Source organism: Celeribacter sp. (assembly GCF_048259695.1).
Classification (GTDB): Bacteria; Pseudomonadota; Alphaproteobacteria; order Rhodobacterales; family Rhodobacteraceae; genus Celeribacter.
Genome location: NZ_JBLXHL010000003.1, coordinates 413,815 through 430,606, shown reverse-complemented (window position 1 = coordinate 430,606; position 16,792 = coordinate 413,815). Strand labels below are relative to the sequence as shown.

Below are 16,792 nucleotides of genomic sequence, written 5' to 3'. Positions count from 1 at the left end.
CGACGCAACGGCAAGTGCGGTCATTTCAATGCGTTAGGAGGGGGAGGAAGTGCAGGTTTCTGTTGCCAGGTACCTGCGGACCCCGCCTTAAGTCGCTAAACCTAAGGACTTAGGTTTCAATGTTTCGCACAGCTTACGCTGCGAGAGCCATTGGAGCTTTGTTGTCATTTGCAACTAGCTTTAGTGTACCGATAACGGTGGTAACTCACCGAAACAAAGCAAACATCTTTAGACGTCCGTCGATCCTATTTCGTCCCCATGTGCCCCGTACCGGCCCCAAATGAAGGCCGCGACGGGAATGATTGGTGGAGACGCCGGGTACCGCCCCCGGGTCCGATCCGCTTATTACATGCGCGTTTATGTTCATAGTCGAGCAAGCCCGACACCCCAGATGTAGGCGTTTGTGCGGGCAGGTTCAAGGGCTGTTGCGGTGTTAGGCCAGTGTGTGATGTCAGGCCAGTGTGATTTCAGGCCAGCGCGATGTCAGGCCAGGGCAGTGCGCAGGGTCTGGTCGCACAAATGATCCAACAGGCTTTCGATTTTGGAGCCAACACGATTCTCCAGAGCATCGGCAATCGCATTGTGCAGCGTCACAACCGCATCGCGGTCGCGTTGCCGGTAGGTGAGAATGTTCATCAACGGCTCGATGCCTTCGATTGCGGCGGCCAGTTGCCACGATAAAACGGGGTTGGCGGCGGCATCGACCAAGGCACGGTGAAACACCACATCGGAGGCGCAAAATGCCTCGTCGCTCAGGGTCGGGTCGCGTTGGCGGGCCACTTCGCGGCGCATGGTGTCGATGTGGACCTGTTCGCGATGCTTGGCCGCAAGGCGTGCGCACCCGCGCTCAAGTGCAAAGCGGGCTTCGCAGGCCGTGGCGATATCCACGTCGTTGAGCGTAATCAACAAGGTGGCGGTGGAGGCCATCTGTGCATAGGCCTCGGGAAAGGACTGGCGATTGACAAAGGCGCCGCCTGTGGCGCCGCGCTTGGTTCGAATGAGGCTTTGGGCCGCCAACCGTTTTAACGCTTCGCGCACGGTGGCGCGGGAGACACCGTGGGCTTCGGCCAGATCCTGTTCGGAGGGGAGGCGGTCATCGGCAGCCAAACAGCCCGACAGAATGTCGGCCCGAATTCTGTCTGCGATTGACGCTGATAAATCTTGTTTAATATCAGCGGCCTGTAAATTGTCTGACATTTGACTTGCCAACTCCTGTAATTGTCTGACAATTATGGGCGCAGGACGATTGTATTGCAAGCTCAGGATCGGAGGACGACATGCGCGCATTGGTGATGGAACAAGGTGAGGACGGCTTGGCCGTTGCACAGATTACGGACATCGACGCGGCAACGCTGCCCGAGGGCGATGTGACCGTGGCGGTGGACTACTCGACGCTCAACTACAAAGACGGGCTGTGCCTGTCGCCCAAGGGCGGTGGTCTGGTGCGCACCTACCCCCACGTTCCCGGCATCGATTTTGCGGGGACGGTCGAGGCCTCGGACGATCCGCGGTTTGTGGCGGGCGACAAGGTGGTGTTGACGGGTTGGCGCGTGGGTGAAAACCGGTGGGGCGGCTATGCGCAAAAAGCCCGCGTCAAGGCCGATTGGCTCGTCCCGTTGCCCGCAGGATTGAGCCCGCGTGACGCCATGGCCGTGGGGACGGCGGGGTTCACCGCGATGCTCGCGGTTATGGCGCTTGAGGATCACGGGCTGAGCCCCGACAAGGGTCCCGTTCTGGTGACGGGGGCGGCGGGGGGTGTTGGCTCCGTGGCCACCGCTATTCTGGCGCATCTGGGCTATGAGGTCGCCGCCGTGACGGGGCGCCCCGAGCAGGGCGATTACCTTAAATCTCTGGGGGCCGCCACGATTGTGCCGCGTGAAGCGCTCAACGAGACCGTCAAGCGCCCGCTTGAGGCCGAAACATGGGCGGGCTGTGTCGATGCCGTGGGCGGCGAGATGCTTGCGCGCGTTCTGGGCCAGATGAAATATGGTGCCTCCGTTTCCGCCGTGGGCCTGGCGGGGGGGGCGGGATTGCCGGCAAGCGTCGTGCCGTTCCTGTTGCGCGGCGTGAACCTTCTGGGCATTGATTCCGTGATGCAGCCGATCGAAAACCGCAAACGCGCATGGGCGCGGGTGGCCAAGGATCTGCCATTGGACAAATTGCATGGCATGGTGCAGAACGCCACCCTGAGCGATTTGCCCGAATTGGGGGCGTCGATCCTGAAGGGTGGCGTCAAAGGTCGTGTTGTGGTCGACGTAAACGCCTGACCGCACATGACAACCCCGCGCCTATCCCGCTGACATAATGCGGCGGGCGCGGGGCAAGATCGCCAAAAGCAGGCCAAGCGTGATCAGCGAACAGACGGTCATCGCCCCGATCATCGGTGTGGGCGTGCCGTCGAAAAACGGACCGGATGCGGCGACCATCACGCCGCCGGCCACCATTTGCAATGTGCCGCCAAGCGACGAGGCCAGTCCCGCGATCTCGCCATGCGGATCGAGGGCGGCGACCATCGTGGTCGGGATCACAAGACCCATAAAGCCGAAGCCCGCGATCAGCCCCGCAAGGATCACGGGGAACGTCGCCAGCCCCGCCACCGCCAAGGCCATCAGCACACACATCGAGGCGGCAAACCCGCCCACACCGAGCAAGATGATCTTGAGCGCGCCATGCTTTTGCATCAGGGGGGCGGCGGCTTGGGACGCGCCGATAAAGCCCATCGCATTGACGGTAAAGGCCAGTGAGAACTGGGTCGGCGTCAGGCCGAAGGTCTCGACATAAACAAAGGACGCGGAGGCGATAAAGATAAAAAACGCTGCCATGCCGAAGCCGCCGACAAAGGTCAGCCCCATAAATACCGGATCACGCATCAAGGTGCGGATGCCACGTCCCATGGATTTGAGGTGCACCGGTACGCGGTGCTCTTCGGGTAGGGTCTCGGCCTGCCAAATGGCGGTGACGGCGACGGCAATCACGGCCGCGACGGCCATCGCGGCGAAAATCCCGCGCCATCCCGTGACCGTGATGAGGGCCGCGCCCGACAGCGGCGCAAACATCGGCGAGACGGAGAACACGAGCATGATCAACCCCATCAGTTTTGTCGCCTCGTAACCGGTGTACTGATCGCGGATGATGGCGCGGGTGACAACCATGAGCGACGCCGCGCCAAGCCCCTGACCGATCCGGGCGAGGATCAGCATATTGATCGTCGGCGCCATTGCGGCCAGGACCGATGCGACGAAAAACAGCCCCAGACCGACATAGAGCGGCAATTTACGCCCCACTTGGTCCGACCAAGGTCCGTAGATCAGCTGCGTGAGGCCAAAGGCGATAAAGTAAAAGGTGATCGTGCCTTGTGTACTGGCCACAGACGCGCCCAGATCGGCGGCAATCGCGGGCAGGGCCGGCAGGAACATATCGATGGCAAAGGGGCCAACGGCGGACAAAAGCCCGAGCACGATGGCGCTGCGCATAAGTGGGGTCATGGGGTTACTCCGAAAGCGGCCGCGCCTGTCGGTTGACGATCTGTGGCGGCCTGTGCGTTTTCCCCCATCTTGGACGCTGATTTGGGTCTCTGGTCAAGGTCACGTTGTGCGTTTATGGAAGAGGGCAGTGAACAAGGGGTGTGCGGGATGGATATTGCAATAATCTTGCCCTTTGCGGCAATGATCGCCGTGATCGGTGCCTTTGCGGGTGTGCTTGCGGGGCTGTTGGGTGTGGGCGGCGGCATCGTGCTTGTGCCTGCGTTTTACTATGCTTTTGCGGGGCTTGGCTATGACAGCCCGCAGTTGATGCAAATCTGTTTGGCCACATCTCTGGCCACCATCATCGTGACCTCGGTCCGTTCTGTGTCCTCGCACCACAAAAAGGGCGCCGTCGAGTGGCCGATCCTCAAAAGCTTCGCTCCGGGCATCGTGGGCGGGGCCATCGTCGGTGTGCTTGTCGCGTCGAGCCTGCGCTCGGACACCTTGATCCTGATCTTTGGCGGTGTCGGCATTTTTATCGGGCTTTACATGGCCTTTGGCAACTCCGCGTGGCGGTTGGGATCCGAGATGCCAAAGGGGATGATGCGCGCCGTTGTCGCCCCGTTCATCGGGTTCATGTCGGTGCTGATGGGCATTGGTGGCGGCTCGTTCGGGGTGCCGACCATGACGCTTTACGGCGTGCCGATTCACCGCGCTGTGGCCACGGCGGCGGGGTTTGGCGCGATTATCGCCGTGCCGTCCGTCATCGGGTTCTTGTTCGCGGATTTACCCGCTGAGGTCACCCCTCCCTTTACCGTCGGCGCCGTGAATGTGGCGGCATTTCTGGTGGTGGTGTCGATGACGCTGATCACCGCGCCGGTCGGGGCCAGAATCGCCCATGCCATGGACCCCAAACCGCTCAAGCGCGTCTTTGGCGGCTTTTTGATCTTTGTCGCCCTCAACATGCTGCGCAAGGCGTTGATGGGCTGAGGTTTAGACGGGGGGGCGTTTGAGGCGGGCCGCGCGGCCACCTTTGCGTTTGCCCGTGCTGACCTGACGGTTGGGCAGATCACCCATGATCATGCGCCGCGCCTCGGGGCTCAGACTGCCCCATGCGCCGATCTCGTCGATCGAGCGGGCACAGCCCAGACACAGGCGGGTGTCGGGATCAATCTGACAGACATTGGTACAGGGGCTTTCAATCGCGTCACGCGCCCAGACCTTGCGGCTGTCCTCGTCGCTCATCACACGTTCCTGAGGCGGTCAAGTGCGCCCTGAAGGATCACACCCGCGGCCACCTGATCGATCTTTTCGGCCCGTTTGGCCCGTGACATATCGGCCTCCAACATGGCGCGTTCGGCGGCCACGGTGGACAGGCGTTCATCCCAAAAGGTGATCGGCAATTCGGTCAACTGTGCGAGATTACGGGCAAAGGCGCGGGTCTTTTGACAGCGCGGGCCCTCAGTGCCGTCCATATTGCGCGGCAGTCCCAAGACAATGCCCCCGACCTCACGCGCAGTCAAAAGCTTGAGCAGGCTTTCTGCATCGACGCCAAACTTTTTGCGGCGGATGGTGTCGGTTGGGGAGGAGACGGTCAGCAACCGGTCCGAGATTGCCACGCCAATGGTTTTGTCGCCAAAATCAAGCCCCGCGAGGGCGCGCATTGGTGGCAATGCCGCTTTGAACGCGGCGACGTCGTCGAAAATTCCGGCGCTCACTGAACGATACCGGCCTGAACCGCTCCGCCGCGCACAATCGCCATTGCCTCGGGGGAGGCGCCGAAAATCACTTGGGCCTCTTTCCAGATTGCGGTGGCGCGGGCGGTGTCGCCGAGCATCGCAAGCGAGGAAATCAGGCGCGACCATTCCTCTGGCGTGCCGCCCGCGTTGGCCAGACGGGCGGAGAGGCCATCGACCATGCCACGGATCATGTCCTGACGTTCCTCGGGTGTCATGTCGGCGGCGTTTTCGATGTCGGCGGCACTGGGGCCTGAAAGCGTCGAGGCCTCCGCAAGCGGGGGCAGGGTGTAGCGCACACCGGCCGCTTGGGCCACGGCCTCGATCTGGCCGCGAATGGCGGGGACCCACGGCGCGTCGGGTTGTGACGAGTCAAGCAGGCCGTTCCACAGCCGGAACGTCATGTCCGGACGCCCTGTTTGAGCAAACATCAGCCCCGTATAGTAGATCGCCGCGCCGTTTTGCGGGTCGCGGGCAAGCGCTTTGCTCAGCGCGGTTTCGGCCTCGGGCGAGACAAATCCACCGGCGGCCAAAATCATCATATCCGCGAGATCGGCGTAATCGTCGGCGGTCGCCGTTTCGCCCTTGATGCGGATCACCTGTTGTTGGGCCTCATAGGCGGCACGGTAGTTGCCCACCACGGCCTCGTTGCGGGCCAAAAGCGTCTGGCCCTGAACATCATCGGGGCGTTCGGCCAATGCGGTGCGCAGCTTTGTGAGCAATTCCATATGGCGCGGGTCGGGCTCTTGGAGCGCGGGCAGTGCGGGTGCTTTTGCCTCTGCCTCGACCTGAAGCGGACGGTTGGCACGGTTTTCGGCCGCCACTTCAAAGCGGCGCGACATCGGCAGGTCTTCGTAATTCGGGGCGCCCAGATCGGAATAGAGCCAGACTCCGCCGCCCGTTACCGCGACCACAAGCGCCACTGCGCCCAACAAAGGGGCTTTGCCGCCGGTGGTGTCCGCTTTGGTGCGGGCGGTATCGGCCACAAGCAAGCGGCGCGAAATTTCGAGCTTTGCCCGCTTGGCATCCTCGGGGGACAACATCCCGCGCTCCAGATCACGCTCCACTTCGCTCAACTGGTCGCGATAGACGCCCATCTCGACCTCGGCCTTCGAGGTGTCGAGCCGCCCGATCCCGCGCGCACGGCGAAACGCCACAGCCAACGGGGCGGTGGCCAAAAGAGCGATAACGAGGGCGATAATCCAGAATATCATGCGAGCAGGTCCGTTCTATCATGGTTCAGGCCAAAACCGGGGCGGCCATCATTGTGTTGGACGCAGGTTTAGCGGGACGGGGGGGCGTGGGAAACCCCCAATGACACAGGTGTGACCGTATGGCCAATTTGCCGCTGCGCGTGTGCGGGCAGGATCGCAAAAATTTACGGGCATTTTCATGGAACGCAATGGCGCGATGGTGCGTTGCATCTGTAACGGACCACGGGGCAGAGATCCCGTGTCCACGATTTTGGCCCCACGTTCACGTCCCGAAACCGGCCCTGTATTTGGCCCCACGATCCGGGCAGACGTCAAGAAAGCGAGCACAGTATGTCAGATAATGATCAGGAAAAAACCGGTATTGGCAGCTTGGCTGCGCTGATCCTTGCCTTGGCCATCATGGTTGCGGGGCTGTTTTGGTACGCGGGCAACGGCGATCGTATTCCGTTGAACAGCGAGGCGCGGTTTGCGCCCTCCATCGGGGTCGACCCTGAGCCGAACGTGGTTGCGGTGTATCACTAGACCGGCGGGATGCGGGCTTTCGATGCGCCCAATCGGGATGCATCGCCGCGCTGCGCGTCGGATTTCCGACAAATTTCGTCTTGAACCGCGGACCTGCTCTTGACCAATGCGCCGCAACACAACAGGTATAGACCAGACCGCATTTATAATTTTCAGGAGGCCTTACACATGGCATTCGCACTCCCCGACCTTCCTTACGCCCACGACGCCCTTGCCGATCTTGGCATGTCCGCCGAGACGCTTGAGTTCCACCACGACCTGCACCACAACGCCTATGTGACCAACGGCAATGCCGCGATCAAAGGCACCGAGTGGGAGGGCAAAACGCTCGAAGAGATCATCGTCGGCACCTACGACAAATCGTCTGTTGCGCAAAACGGCATCTTCAACAACATCTCGCAGCTGTGGAACCACAACCAGTTCTGGGAAATGATGGGGCCAAAGGGCAACGCCATCCCGACCGAACTGGAAAAAGCCCTCGTTGAGAGCTTTGGCTCGGTTGACGAGTTCAAATCCCAGTTCTCCGCCGCAGGGGCCGGCCAGTTCGGTTCCGGTTGGGCTTGGCTCGTCAAGGACACCGACGGGTCGCTCAAAGTGACCAAGACCGAAAACGGCGTGAACCCGCTGTGCTTTGGCCAGACCGCGCTTTTGGGCTGTGACGTGTGGGAACACTCCTACTACATCGATTTCCGCAACAAACGCCCTGCGTATCTGAGCAACTTCCTCGACAAACTTGTCGATTGGGACAACGTCGCATCGCGTCTGGGCTAAGCTGCGTGCTTACGCTTTTTTACATCGGGCTAGGGGCGTTGCTCCTGGCCCTTTTTTATGCGTTCTGGATCGAACCCGCATGGCGTCTGCGGGTCGTGCGCTACCGCGTTGCGGTGCCGGACTGGGGCAACCGCGCGCCCATGCGGATTGTCATCATCTCCGATCTGCACGCAGGGGCGCCCCATATCCCCCTGTCGCGGGTGCGCAGGATCACGCGAAAGGCCAACCGCCTTAATCCCGATCTGGCGGTTCTGTTGGGGGATTATTCGGCCGCGCACAGTTGGACGTGGGGCCAGACGGGCAAACACGACATCATCGGTGCGCTCAAGGCGTTCAAAGGCACACATGGCACCTTTGCGGTGTTGGGCAATCACGACTGGTGGCAGGATTGGGAGGCGGCCAAGGAGCACCGCCCCTGTGAGGCGCAACTGGCGCTGACCGAGCACGGGATTCCCCTGTTGGACAATGACGCGGCGCGTCTGTCCCACACCGGCGGGGATGTCTGGGTCGTGGGGCTCGCGGATCAACGCCCCTTTGACGAGGGGCCGGACGGCGCGGGATTTGACGATATCGAGGCGGCGATGGCCAAAGTCACCGACGAGGCTCCCGTGATCCTTCTGGCGCATGAGCCGGACCTGTTTCCGCATGTCCCCGCGCAATGTGCGGTGACGCTTTCGGGCCATACGCATGGCGGACAAATCCGGATCGGGGCGCTGTCGCCCGTCATCATGGCCGCCGAACAGGAAACCTATTCCTACGGGCGCTATGACGCCGAGGGCCGTGTGATGATCCTCTCGGGCGGGATCGGGTGTTCCGAGCTTCCCGTGCGGTTCAACATGCCACCCGAACTCACGGTCGTGACCCTGTGTGCCCCCGATTGAGCGCGCGGAGCGGTTTTGGTCTTGCCCGCCGCCGGAATTTCGCGTTTGTGAGCCTATGAGTGATCGCACAACCGGATTTTTAACCCTCGTCGGCGCCTATACCATTTGGGGGCTGTCGGCGTTGTATTATCGCGAGATCAGCCATGTCCCCGCGTTGGAGATTTTGGCGCATCGCACGGTATGGTCGTTTGTCGCGTTCTTTTCGATCATCGCACTGCAGGGCCGTATGCGGGAGCTGTGGCGCGTGCTGTCGCCGCGTTCGGCGTGGGGCGGGCTGTACCGTATTGCGCCCGCGGCGTTTTTTGTTTCGGTCAACTGGTTCCTGTTCGTTTATGCGATCCAGAACAACCAAACGTTCGAGGCCTCACTGGCCTATTACATCTCGCCGATTATGGCCGCCGTGGTCGGGTGGGTGGTGTTTTCCGAACGCCTCAAGGGGCTGCAATGGCCCGCAATGGTTCTGGCGCTGATCGCGGTTGCGGTGCTCACTGTGGGTCTTGGCCATGCGCCGTGGTTGTCATTGGCCATGTCCGCCAGTTTCATCGCCTATAGCGGCTTTAAAAAGGGGCTCGAAGCGGGGCCGACCCTTGCCATGGCTGCCGAGACGACATTGCTTGTGCCGCTGTCCCTGTCCTACCTCATCGGGGCGCAGATCTGGGGATGGGGAGGCAGTGACACGCAGGCCGCAGGCGCGTTCGGGTCGTCGTGGCGCGACAGTCTGTTACTGGTCTTCTCCGGCGTGATGACGGGGGTGCCTTTGGTGTTGTTTGCCATGGCGGCCAACCGCGTGGCCCTGTCCACATTGGGGCTTGGGCATTACTACAACGCCTCATTGCAGCTTATTGTATCCGTTATGATTTTCGGTCAGGTGATGACCTCGTTCCACGCGGTCGCCCTGCCGTTGGTGTGGATCGCGGTGACACTGTTCTCGCTACAGGCGTTCCGCGCCGACCGTCAGGCCCGCAAAGCGCGCAAGGCCGCCGCAAGTTCCCCGATCGAAGAGATGGTGTGAAACAAGGTGGCAAGGCTGTCGGCGGCAAAACCTTCGGCAATGACATGATCAACGAGGCCCTGTAGCGGCGCCCAATAGTCATCAGTGGACAGCAAGAAAACCGGTTTGTCATGCAGCCCGATCTGTTTCCACGTCAAGACCTCGAAAAACTCGTCGAGCGAGCCGGCCCCGCCGGGCAACACCACAATCGCATCGGCGTTCATGAACATGACCTTTTTGCGTTCGTGCATGGTTTCGGTGACGATAAAGGAGGTCAAATCGCGTTTGCCCACCTCCATATTCAACAGATGCACGGGGATCACGCCAAAGGTGTCGCCCCCTGCGGTCTGTGCCGCGCGCGCCACCGCGCCCATCAGGCCGACATCGCCCGCACCATAGACCAACCGCCATCCCTCATCCGCGATCATCCGCCCCACCTCGGTCGCCGCCGCCATGTAGGACGGTTTGGCACCCTCGCGGGCGCCGCAATAGACGCAGACAGACAGGGCAGGGGTCGCGGATCGGGATGCGGGGTCGGTCGCGGGTCTGGTCATGGGGGCCTCACATGCAGGGGATTGAAACAAAAGAAGTCTTTGACCCTTGTTAGCCCCGTTGCTAGGCTGCCTCAACCCTTCGTAGAAAGGGTGGGGAAACGATGGGACGGAACAGGGTATATGTCAGACAAGAATGCATTCAGCAGCGCCGCGATGCCGATCGCTGCGGCTTCGGTGATCGCGCTCATCGCGGCCATCGGTGTCGGTCTTTGGGTCGGCGCACCGGATAAACCCGCGCCTGCCGGTCCCGTCGCGACAGACACGGCCGGGCCGTTGGGGGCCACAGGGACCATAGCGCAACCTGCGCCCTCTCCCTCCACGTCCACGCCGGATGCGCCGCCGCAAAAGGATGCGGCTATGGCGGATGCGGATGCGACTGCGACAGACACGGCTGTGGCGGATACGAGTGCAGCCGGTACGAAGGCGCAGCCTGCGGACGTAAAGCCCACCACAGATGTGGCGGACGGGATATCCCCTGATGGCGCGGCCTCTGGCGCACCGGTCTCCTCCGAAACACCCGACGACGACACGGGCGGGACAGACGCAGTGGCGTCCGCCACCCCGACACCAACCACCCCGACACCAACCACTACCGCCGAAGCCGTTCCCGACGGGGTTGCCCTGGACGGGGCGCCTGTGACGCTCGATATCGTGCGCATCCCCCCCGATGGCATGACCACCGTCGCAGGACATGCGCCCGCCGATACCGATGTGGTGATTTACGTTGACGGTGTCGAAGTGAGCCGGTCCACCACCAATGCGCGTGGCGAATTCGTGGCGTTGTTCGATCTCATGGCCGCCGATAAGGTCCGCGAAATGACCGTTGGCGTGATCAAAGACGGGAAAACCACCTTTGCCGCCGCGAGTATTGTCGTCGCCCCCGCGGTTGCCGCCGTTGATCAGGGGGCTGCCGCCGTCGCGGACACCCAGGTCGCGGCGACCGCCGGGACCGCGCGACAGGAGGCCGCCCCGACAGCGCCCGATGCTGTCACCGCCGCGGCCACCTCAAACGATGCCGCAAACGCTACAGCGGACAGGACGGGTACGGCCCGAGTTGCCGCCACATCCGCACCCATGGACCAAACCCCAACCGTCCTCAAAGCCGACAATGAGGGTGTCAAAGTCATCCAACAGGCGGGGTCGGATGCCACCACGGTGCGCATCGATGCGCTGACCTATGATCCCGACGGGCGTGTGTTTGCCTCGGGCCGTGCGCCAAATGGTGCGATTATGCGCCTGTACCTCGATACCGTTCTGGCCGCCGAAACCCGTGCCGGTGCAGACGGGCAATGGCGTGTTGAACTCAAAGATGTGGCGGCGGGGGTCTACACCCTACGCGCCGACCAGATCGGACCGGATGGCAAGGTCGTGACCCGCGCCGAAACCCCGTTCAAACGCGAAGACATCGCCATTCTGGCGCAAATCGCAGGTCAGGCCGGACAAGACAGCAACGCCATCGCGACCGGACCCGATGCGACCCGCGAAGATACGGCCACAGCGGATACGGCCAGTGCGGATGCGACCGAAACGACGGAGGCCCCCACACAGGTTGCGTCCGGTTCCGGGGGGGAGGATGGCTCTGCGGTACACGACGGCGGGACACAGGACGCGGCTGTACAGGGCGCGGCGGTACAGGCGCCGCCCCCCGCGAGCGACCCCGCCCGAACGGAAACAGCACCGCCCTCGCGCATCGCATCCATCACCGTCCAACCGGGCAATACGCTTTGGGGCATTGCCTCCGACCGCTACGGTGACGGGTTCTTGTTCGCGCGGGTGTTTGACGCCAACAAAGCTCAAATTCGTGATCCCGACCTGATTTACCCCGGACAGGTGTTCGTGCTGCCGCAATAACGCGGCGCGCGGCCGTTTTTCACGGAAAATGCCGCAAACCACCCTGCGCACAGCCCCCGTGCGACAGGTTGTACCTTGCGTCTGGCTCCCGGACCATTAAGTCTGACCCATTGTGACATTCCACATCCCGAAAGAGTATTTCCCATGCGCGGACGCCCCAGTTTAACCACGACCAAAGGCCCCGCTGACGGCATGATGGTCATCCGCCGCGTGGTGCCGTATTTCTGGCCCAAGGACGACCGCCCGGTCCGCGTTCGCGTGATCATCGCTCTCGCCTTTCTGGCCATCGCAAAGGTGCTGACGGCGGTCACACCGCTGATCTACGGGTGGACCGTCGACAAACTGGCGGGCGAGGGCGACAGTGCCGCGTGGTATATGGCGCTTGGCGCGATTGGCCTCACGGTCGGTTACGGCGGTGCGCGTGTGATGTCCAACGGCTTTCAACAGTTGCGCAACGTGGTCTTTGCCCCCGTGTCCAACGCAGCCCTGCGCGCGCTTGCGCTTGAGACCTTCAACCATATTCACGCGCTCTCCATGCGCTACCACATCACCCGTAAAACCGGCGGGTTGAGCCGCATTATGGAGCGCGGGGTCAAGGGCGTTGCCTTCTTGTTGCAGTTCCTTGTGTTTTCCATCGGCCCACTGGTGTTGGAGCTGTTGATGGTTCTGGTCATCGTCGGGGCCAAACTCGGTTGGCCCTATATGATCATCTTGCTGTTCACCTTTGTCGGCTACATCGTCTTCACCCTCAAAGTCACCGAATGGCGTGTGAAAATCCGCAAGGAAATGAACGACCTTGATACCGATGCCAACCAAAAGGCCATCGACAGTCTGCTCAATTTTGAAACGGTGAAATACTTCGTCGCCGAAAGTCGTGAGGCGGCGCGGTATGATGTGGCGATGGCGGGCTATGAAAAGGCGTCGATCAAGACCGAGAATTCCCTCGCCTTTCTCAACTTCGGCCAGTCGTTCATCATCACCTGTGGCCTGATCGGGTCGATGGTTCTGGCCGCGTTCGGCGTACAGAACGGTACGATTACGGTCGGTGATTTCGTCATGGTCAATGCCTTTGTCATCCAGATCACCATGCCGCTCAATTTCCTCGGCTCGATGTATCGCAACATCCGTCAGGCGCTTGTCGATATGGAGGAAATGTTCACGCTTTTGCACCAACCCGCTGAAATCACGGACAAAGAGGGCGCGGCCCCCGTCGTGGTCAATGGCGGGGCGGTGCATCTGGATCAGGTCACCTTTGGCTATGATCCCGCCCGTGAAATCCTGCACGGCGTCTCGATCGAGGTGCCTGCGGGTAAAACGCTTGCCATTGTCGGCCCGTCGGGGTCGGGCAAATCGACCATCGGACGGCTGTTGTTCCGGTTCTACGATGTCACCGGCGGCGGGCTCAAAATCGACGGTCAGGACGTGCGCGACGTGACCCAGGAGAGCCTGCACCGTGCCATCGGGGTCGTACCGCAGGACACGGTGCTGTTCAACGACTCCATCCGCTACAACATCGCCTACGGGCGCGGGGGCGCCACGCTTGACGAGGTGATTGCCGCGGCCAAAAAGGCCCGCATACATGATTTTGTCCAAAGCCTGCCCGAGGGCTACGACACCCAGGTGGGCGAACGGGGCCTCAAGTTGTCGGGGGGCGAGAAACAGCGGGTCGGCATTGCCCGTACGCTGCTGAAAGACCCGCCGATCCTGCTCTTGGACGAGGCAACATCGGCGCTTGATACCCAGACCGAGCGCGACATTCTGGATGCGCTCAAAGAGGCCGGAAAAGGCCGCACCGTCATCACCATCGCACACCGCCTGTCCACCGTGGCGGACGCCGACGAGATCGTGGTTCTGGAGGCGGGCAATGTGGTCGAGCGCGGCACCCATGAGGATCTGTTGAGCCGCCACGGCAAGTATTCCGCCATGTGGGCGGCCCAAGCCGAGGACCGCGATCAAGTCGCCTAAGCGCCGTCTCTTGCCGGTCCCATGTCCAAACCGCGCCTTTTTATCAAGGCGCGGTTTTTGTTTGAACCAAACGCCGCTTTGTTGCGTAATACCCTCAAACACATAGGAGAATAGTGTGACAGCGATCTGGTGGATCCGCCGCGATTTCAGGCTTTCGGACAATCCCGCATTGGTCGCCGCGGCGACCGCCGGCGATGTCTTGCCCGTGTTCGTATGCGATGCGAGCGTGGACAGCCTCGGGGCCGCGCCAAAATGGCGGATGGGTTTGGGACTGGCGCATCTGATCGCGACGATCGAGGCCAAAGGCGGGCGCGTGTTGTTGCGCAAAGGGGACGCGCGGGTGATCGTCCCCGCCATTGCCCGCGAGGTCGGGGCAACGTCTGTGCATTGGGGGCGGCTTTACGATAAAGACGCGATTGCCCGTGACACCGATGTGAAATCCACCCTTAAGACCATGGGGGTCGCGGCGCACAGCCATGCGGGCCACCTGTTGTTCGAACCGTGGACGGTCGAGACCAAAACAGGCGGCTATTACAAAGTGTATTCGCCGTTCTGGCGGGCGGTCAAAGACAGCGCGATTGCCGCGACCTTGCCCATGTCCGCGCCGACATGGGCGGGCTGTCCCGACAGCGATACGCTTGACGATTGGGCGCTTGGCGCACAGATGCGGCGCGGTGCGGCGGTGGTTGCCCCGCATTGCCATGTCGGCGAAGAGGCGGCCCTCGCACGGCTCGACGCCTTTATTGCCCGCCACGTCGATCACTATAAGGCCAAACGGGATTTTCCCGCCGAACCTGTGTGCTCCGGCCTGTCCGAAAACCTCACCTACGGTGAAATTTCGCCCCGCACAATCTGGCACGCAGGGATGCGGGCGATGGAGACGGGTGCGGCAGGGGCCGAGCATTTCCTCAAAGAGCTGACATGGCGCGAGTTTGCCTATCACCTGTTGTACAACGAACCTGATCTGGCCACGCACAACCACCGCGAGGGGTGGGATACGTTCCCGTGGCGCGAGGACAGGACCCTGTCCGAGGTGACGGCGTGGCAGCAGGGGCGCACAGGCATCCGGTTTGTGGATGCGGCCATGCGCGAACTCTATGTCACAGGCACGATGCACAACCGTGCGCGGATGATTGTGGCCTCCTATTTGACCAAACACCTGATGGTGCATTGGCGTGTGGGGCGGGCGTGGTTCGAGGACTGTTTGATTGATTGGGATCCTGCGGCCAACGCTATGGGGTGGCAATGGGTGGCGGGGTGTGGACCCGATGCGGCACCGTATTTCCGTATTTTCAACCCCGACGGGCAGGCCGAAAAGTTTGACAAGGACGGCACCTATTTGCGGACCTGGATTGCCGAAGGGACGCGCAATCCGTCCCCCACTGCGCTGTCTTATTTCGATGCTATTCCAAAGGCTTGGGGCCTGTCGGCACAGGACCGCTACCCCGATCCGGTGATGGGCCTCACGGCGGGGCGTGAACGCGCCCTTGCGGCCTATTCGCAGCGCAATGCGTGACGCAGAGCGATTTCACGCTACACTGAACGATGACAACGACCGCTTGAAAACAGGCGGCAACGATAGACGAGGGGGCCACGATGCTCGACGATAATGCACATGCCAAAGACACCATTCTGACCTCGGTCGAAGGGCAGGAGGCGCTGCCGCGCTATTTTGCCACCGTGTTCGCAATGGCCCGGAATATGGCGCGGGGTCAGCTTGATTTCGTCTTGCCCGACGGTCGGGTGTTTCGCGCAAACGGCAAGGCCGACGGGCCAGAGGCCGTGTTGAATGTGGCCTCTGATGACGTGTTTGCCCGCCTCATTCGCGAGGGCGATCTGGGGTTTTGCGAGGACTACCTCGACGGCGGGTGGAGCACCCCCGATCTGATGGCCTTTATGGACTTGATCCACGCCGACAATGACGACCTGTATGACGGATTTCCGGGCATGGGATTTGTGCGCATCTACGAACGGATGCGCCATTGGATGAACAACAACTCCAAACGCCAAGCCAAGAAAAATATTTCCTACCACTACGATTTGGGCAATGAGTTCTATGGCTTATGGCTTGATGAGACCATGACCTATTCCTCCGCCAAATATGAGAGCGAAGGTCAGACACTGGCACAGGCACAGATCGCCAAATACCGCTCGATGGTCGATGAAATGGGCGTAAGCGCGGGGGATCATGTGTTGGAGATCGGATGCGGTTGGGGCGGATTTGCCGAATACGCCGCCGGCGAACGGGGCCTGCGCGTCACGGGGCTGACCATCAGTCAGGAGCAGTTCGACTACGCCACCGCACGGATCAAACGCGCGGGTCTGTCGGATCGCGTGACGTTCAAGCTTCAGGATTATCGCGACGAGAGGGCGCAATATGACGGCATTGCCTCGATCGAGATGTTCGAGGCGGTGGGCGAAAAATACTGGCCGACCTATTTTGCCAAGGTCAAAGAGTGCCTCAAGCCGGAGGCCTCCGCCGCGCTTCAAATCATTACCGTTCAGGATCGCCGGTTCGAAATCTACCGAAAAAACGTTGATTTTATTCGTAAATACATCTTTCCAGGCGGGATGTTGCCCTCTCCCACGGCGCTGCGGGCGCAAATCTCCAATGCGGGGCTGACGTTCAAAAACAGCGTCGAGTTCGGTGAAAGCTATTCGAAAACCCTACGCCTGTGGTTCGATGATTTCAACGCCCAGTGGCCCGCTATAGAGGCCATGGGATTTGACGCGCGGTTCCGCCGGATGTGGAATTTTTATCTCACCTCCTGTGCGGCGACCTTTCATTCGGGCAACTGTGATGTGACGCAAATCACGATGACACGGCCCCGTGATGCCTAAGG

General features: G+C 61.4%; 16 protein-coding genes and 1 other RNA gene. 10 read left to right on the top strand and 7 right to left on the bottom strand.

The genetic code is table 11. The features are described from left to right. Positions 1-48: 48 nt before the first annotated feature. Positions 49-423: a transfer-messenger RNA gene (gene ssrA, locus ACN0Q0_RS07925) on the bottom strand. A 60-nt stretch (positions 424-483) separates the two neighbouring features. Next, positions 484-1,197, bottom strand: coding sequence for a FadR/GntR family transcriptional regulator (locus ACN0Q0_RS07920; protein WP_417242843.1), 714 nt, complete (start codon positions 1,195-1,197; stop codon positions 484-486). 80 nt (positions 1,198-1,277) lie between these two features. Here ACN0Q0_RS07920 and ACN0Q0_RS07915 point away from each other — a divergent pair, with 80 nt between their 5' ends. Further along, a complete protein-coding gene (locus ACN0Q0_RS07915; RefSeq protein WP_417242842.1) occupies positions 1,278-2,267 on the top strand; it encodes an MDR family oxidoreductase in 990 nt (329 codons plus the stop codon). Between the two features lie 21 nt (positions 2,268-2,288). On the opposite strand, the gene ACN0Q0_RS07910 is transcribed toward ACN0Q0_RS07915, so the two are convergent. Further along, positions 2,289-3,485, bottom strand: a complete 1,197-nt coding sequence (locus ACN0Q0_RS07910) for a multidrug effflux MFS transporter (RefSeq protein WP_417242841.1) — start codon at positions 3,483-3,485, stop codon at positions 2,289-2,291. Positions 3,486-3,632: 147 nt separating this feature from the next. On the opposite strand from ACN0Q0_RS07910, the gene ACN0Q0_RS07905 reads away from it, so the two are divergent. After that, positions 3,633-4,454 (top strand): sulfite exporter TauE/SafE family protein, encoded by an 822-nt coding sequence (locus ACN0Q0_RS07905; protein ID WP_417242840.1) that lies wholly within the window; start codon positions 3,633-3,635, stop codon positions 4,452-4,454. Positions 4,455-4,457: 3 nt separating this feature from the next. Here ACN0Q0_RS07905 and ACN0Q0_RS07900 read toward each other — a convergent pair whose 3' ends face one another. Genes ACN0Q0_RS07900 through ccmI form a run of 3 tightly spaced genes read right to left on the bottom strand, consistent with a single transcriptional unit; the run spans position 4,458 to position 6,414 of the window. Next, positions 4,458-4,709, bottom strand: coding sequence for a DUF1289 domain-containing protein (locus ACN0Q0_RS07900; RefSeq protein ID WP_417242839.1), 252 nt, complete (start codon positions 4,707-4,709; stop codon positions 4,458-4,460). Continuing rightward, positions 4,709-5,128, bottom strand: coding sequence for a Holliday junction resolvase RuvX (gene ruvX / locus ACN0Q0_RS07895; RefSeq protein WP_417242873.1), 420 nt, complete (start codon positions 5,126-5,128; stop codon positions 4,709-4,711). Before ruvX ends, ACN0Q0_RS07900 begins: the two co-directional genes overlap by 1 nt. A 50-nt stretch (positions 5,129-5,178) precedes the next feature. After that, the gene (ccmI, locus tag ACN0Q0_RS07890) at positions 5,179-6,414 is read right to left on the bottom strand and encodes a c-type cytochrome biogenesis protein CcmI (protein WP_417242838.1); all 1,236 of its coding nucleotides are present in this window, start codon (positions 6,412-6,414) and stop codon (positions 5,179-5,181) included. A 330-nt stretch (positions 6,415-6,744) separates the two neighbouring features. On the opposite strand from ccmI, the gene ACN0Q0_RS07885 reads away from it, so the two are divergent. The 4 genes from ACN0Q0_RS07885 to rarD all read left to right on the top strand — a co-directional run bounded on the left by ACN0Q0_RS07885 (position 6,745) and on the right by rarD (position 9,600). After that, entirely contained in the window at positions 6,745-6,936 is a 192-nt protein-coding gene (locus tag ACN0Q0_RS07885) for a hypothetical protein (RefSeq protein WP_417242837.1), read from the top strand. Between the two features lie 168 nt (positions 6,937-7,104). Further along, positions 7,105-7,707: a superoxide dismutase gene (locus ACN0Q0_RS07880; protein WP_417242836.1), complete on the top strand. Its 603-nt coding sequence runs from the start codon at positions 7,105-7,107 to the stop codon at positions 7,705-7,707. Between the two features lie 5 nt (positions 7,708-7,712). Then, positions 7,713-8,588 carry a metallophosphoesterase gene (locus ACN0Q0_RS07875; RefSeq protein ID WP_417242835.1) on the top strand — a complete coding sequence of 292 codons (876 nt, stop codon included), beginning with the start codon at positions 7,713-7,715 and terminating at the stop codon, positions 8,586-8,588. Positions 8,589-8,643: 55 nt separating this feature from the next. Continuing rightward, positions 8,644-9,600, top strand: a complete 957-nt coding sequence (rarD, locus tag ACN0Q0_RS07870) for an EamA family transporter RarD (RefSeq protein ID WP_417242834.1) — start codon at positions 8,644-8,646, stop codon at positions 9,598-9,600. On the opposite strand, the gene ACN0Q0_RS07865 is transcribed toward rarD, so the two are convergent. Further along, entirely contained in the window at positions 9,543-10,133 is a 591-nt protein-coding gene (locus tag ACN0Q0_RS07865) for a TIGR00730 family Rossman fold protein (protein ID WP_417242833.1), read from the bottom strand. The two genes, rarD and ACN0Q0_RS07865, sit on opposite strands and share 58 nt — an antisense overlap. A gap of 120 nt (positions 10,134-10,253) precedes the next feature. Between ACN0Q0_RS07865 and ACN0Q0_RS07860 the strand changes: the two genes are divergently transcribed. From ACN0Q0_RS07860 to ACN0Q0_RS07845, 4 genes are all read left to right on the top strand, one after another. Continuing rightward, positions 10,254-11,984: a LysM peptidoglycan-binding domain-containing protein gene (locus tag ACN0Q0_RS07860; RefSeq protein ID WP_417242832.1), complete on the top strand. Its 1,731-nt coding sequence runs from the start codon at positions 10,254-10,256 to the stop codon at positions 11,982-11,984. Positions 11,985-12,128: 144 nt separating this feature from the next. Continuing rightward, on the top strand, positions 12,129-13,949 hold the full coding sequence (locus ACN0Q0_RS07855) for an ABCB family ABC transporter ATP-binding protein/permease (protein WP_417242831.1): 1,821 nt from the start codon (positions 12,129-12,131) through the stop codon (positions 13,947-13,949). A 115-nt stretch (positions 13,950-14,064) separates the two neighbouring features. After that, positions 14,065-15,465 carry a cryptochrome/photolyase family protein gene (locus ACN0Q0_RS07850; protein WP_417242830.1) on the top strand — a complete coding sequence of 467 codons (1,401 nt, stop codon included), beginning with the start codon at positions 14,065-14,067 and terminating at the stop codon, positions 15,463-15,465. Between the two features lie 80 nt (positions 15,466-15,545). Continuing rightward, positions 15,546-16,790 (top strand): class I SAM-dependent methyltransferase, encoded by a 1,245-nt coding sequence (locus tag ACN0Q0_RS07845; RefSeq protein ID WP_417242829.1) that lies wholly within the window; start codon positions 15,546-15,548, stop codon positions 16,788-16,790. Positions 16,791-16,792: the final 2 nt, after the last annotated feature.

Bases quoted from the DNA above. Each gene is read 5' to 3' on its own strand.
- ACN0Q0_RS07910 (WP_417242841.1), bottom strand. From the start codon at position 3,485: ATGACCCCACTTATGCGCAGCGCCATCGTGCTCGGGCTTTTGTCCGCC.
- ACN0Q0_RS07885 (WP_417242837.1), top strand. From the start codon at position 6,745: ATGTCAGATAATGATCAGGAAAAAACCGGTATTGGCAGCTTGGCTGCG.
- ccmI (WP_417242838.1), bottom strand. From the start codon at position 6,414: ATGATATTCTGGATTATCGCCCTCGTTATCGCTCTTTTGGCCACCGCC.
- ruvX (WP_417242873.1), bottom strand. From the start codon at position 5,128: ATGCGCGCCCTCGCGGGGCTTGATTTTGGCGACAAAACCATTGGCGTG.
- ACN0Q0_RS07880 (WP_417242836.1), top strand. From the start codon at position 7,105: ATGGCATTCGCACTCCCCGACCTTCCTTACGCCCACGACGCCCTTGCC.
- ACN0Q0_RS07865 (WP_417242833.1), bottom strand. From the start codon at position 10,133: ATGACCAGACCCGCGACCGACCCCGCATCCCGATCCGCGACCCCTGCC.
- ACN0Q0_RS07855 (WP_417242831.1), top strand. From the start codon at position 12,129: ATGCGCGGACGCCCCAGTTTAACCACGACCAAAGGCCCCGCTGACGGC.
- ACN0Q0_RS07860 (WP_417242832.1), top strand. From the start codon at position 10,254: ATGTCAGACAAGAATGCATTCAGCAGCGCCGCGATGCCGATCGCTGCG.
- rarD (WP_417242834.1), top strand. From the start codon at position 8,644: ATGAGTGATCGCACAACCGGATTTTTAACCCTCGTCGGCGCCTATACC.
- ACN0Q0_RS07845 (WP_417242829.1), top strand. From the start codon at position 15,546: ATGCTCGACGATAATGCACATGCCAAAGACACCATTCTGACCTCGGTC.
- ACN0Q0_RS07915 (WP_417242842.1), top strand. From the start codon at position 1,278: ATGCGCGCATTGGTGATGGAACAAGGTGAGGACGGCTTGGCCGTTGCA.
- ACN0Q0_RS07920 (WP_417242843.1), bottom strand. From the start codon at position 1,197: ATGTCAGACAATTTACAGGCCGCTGATATTAAACAAGATTTATCAGCG.
- ACN0Q0_RS07905 (WP_417242840.1), top strand. From the start codon at position 3,633: ATGGATATTGCAATAATCTTGCCCTTTGCGGCAATGATCGCCGTGATC.
- ACN0Q0_RS07900 (WP_417242839.1), bottom strand. From the start codon at position 4,709: ATGAGCGACGAGGACAGCCGCAAGGTCTGGGCGCGTGACGCGATTGAA.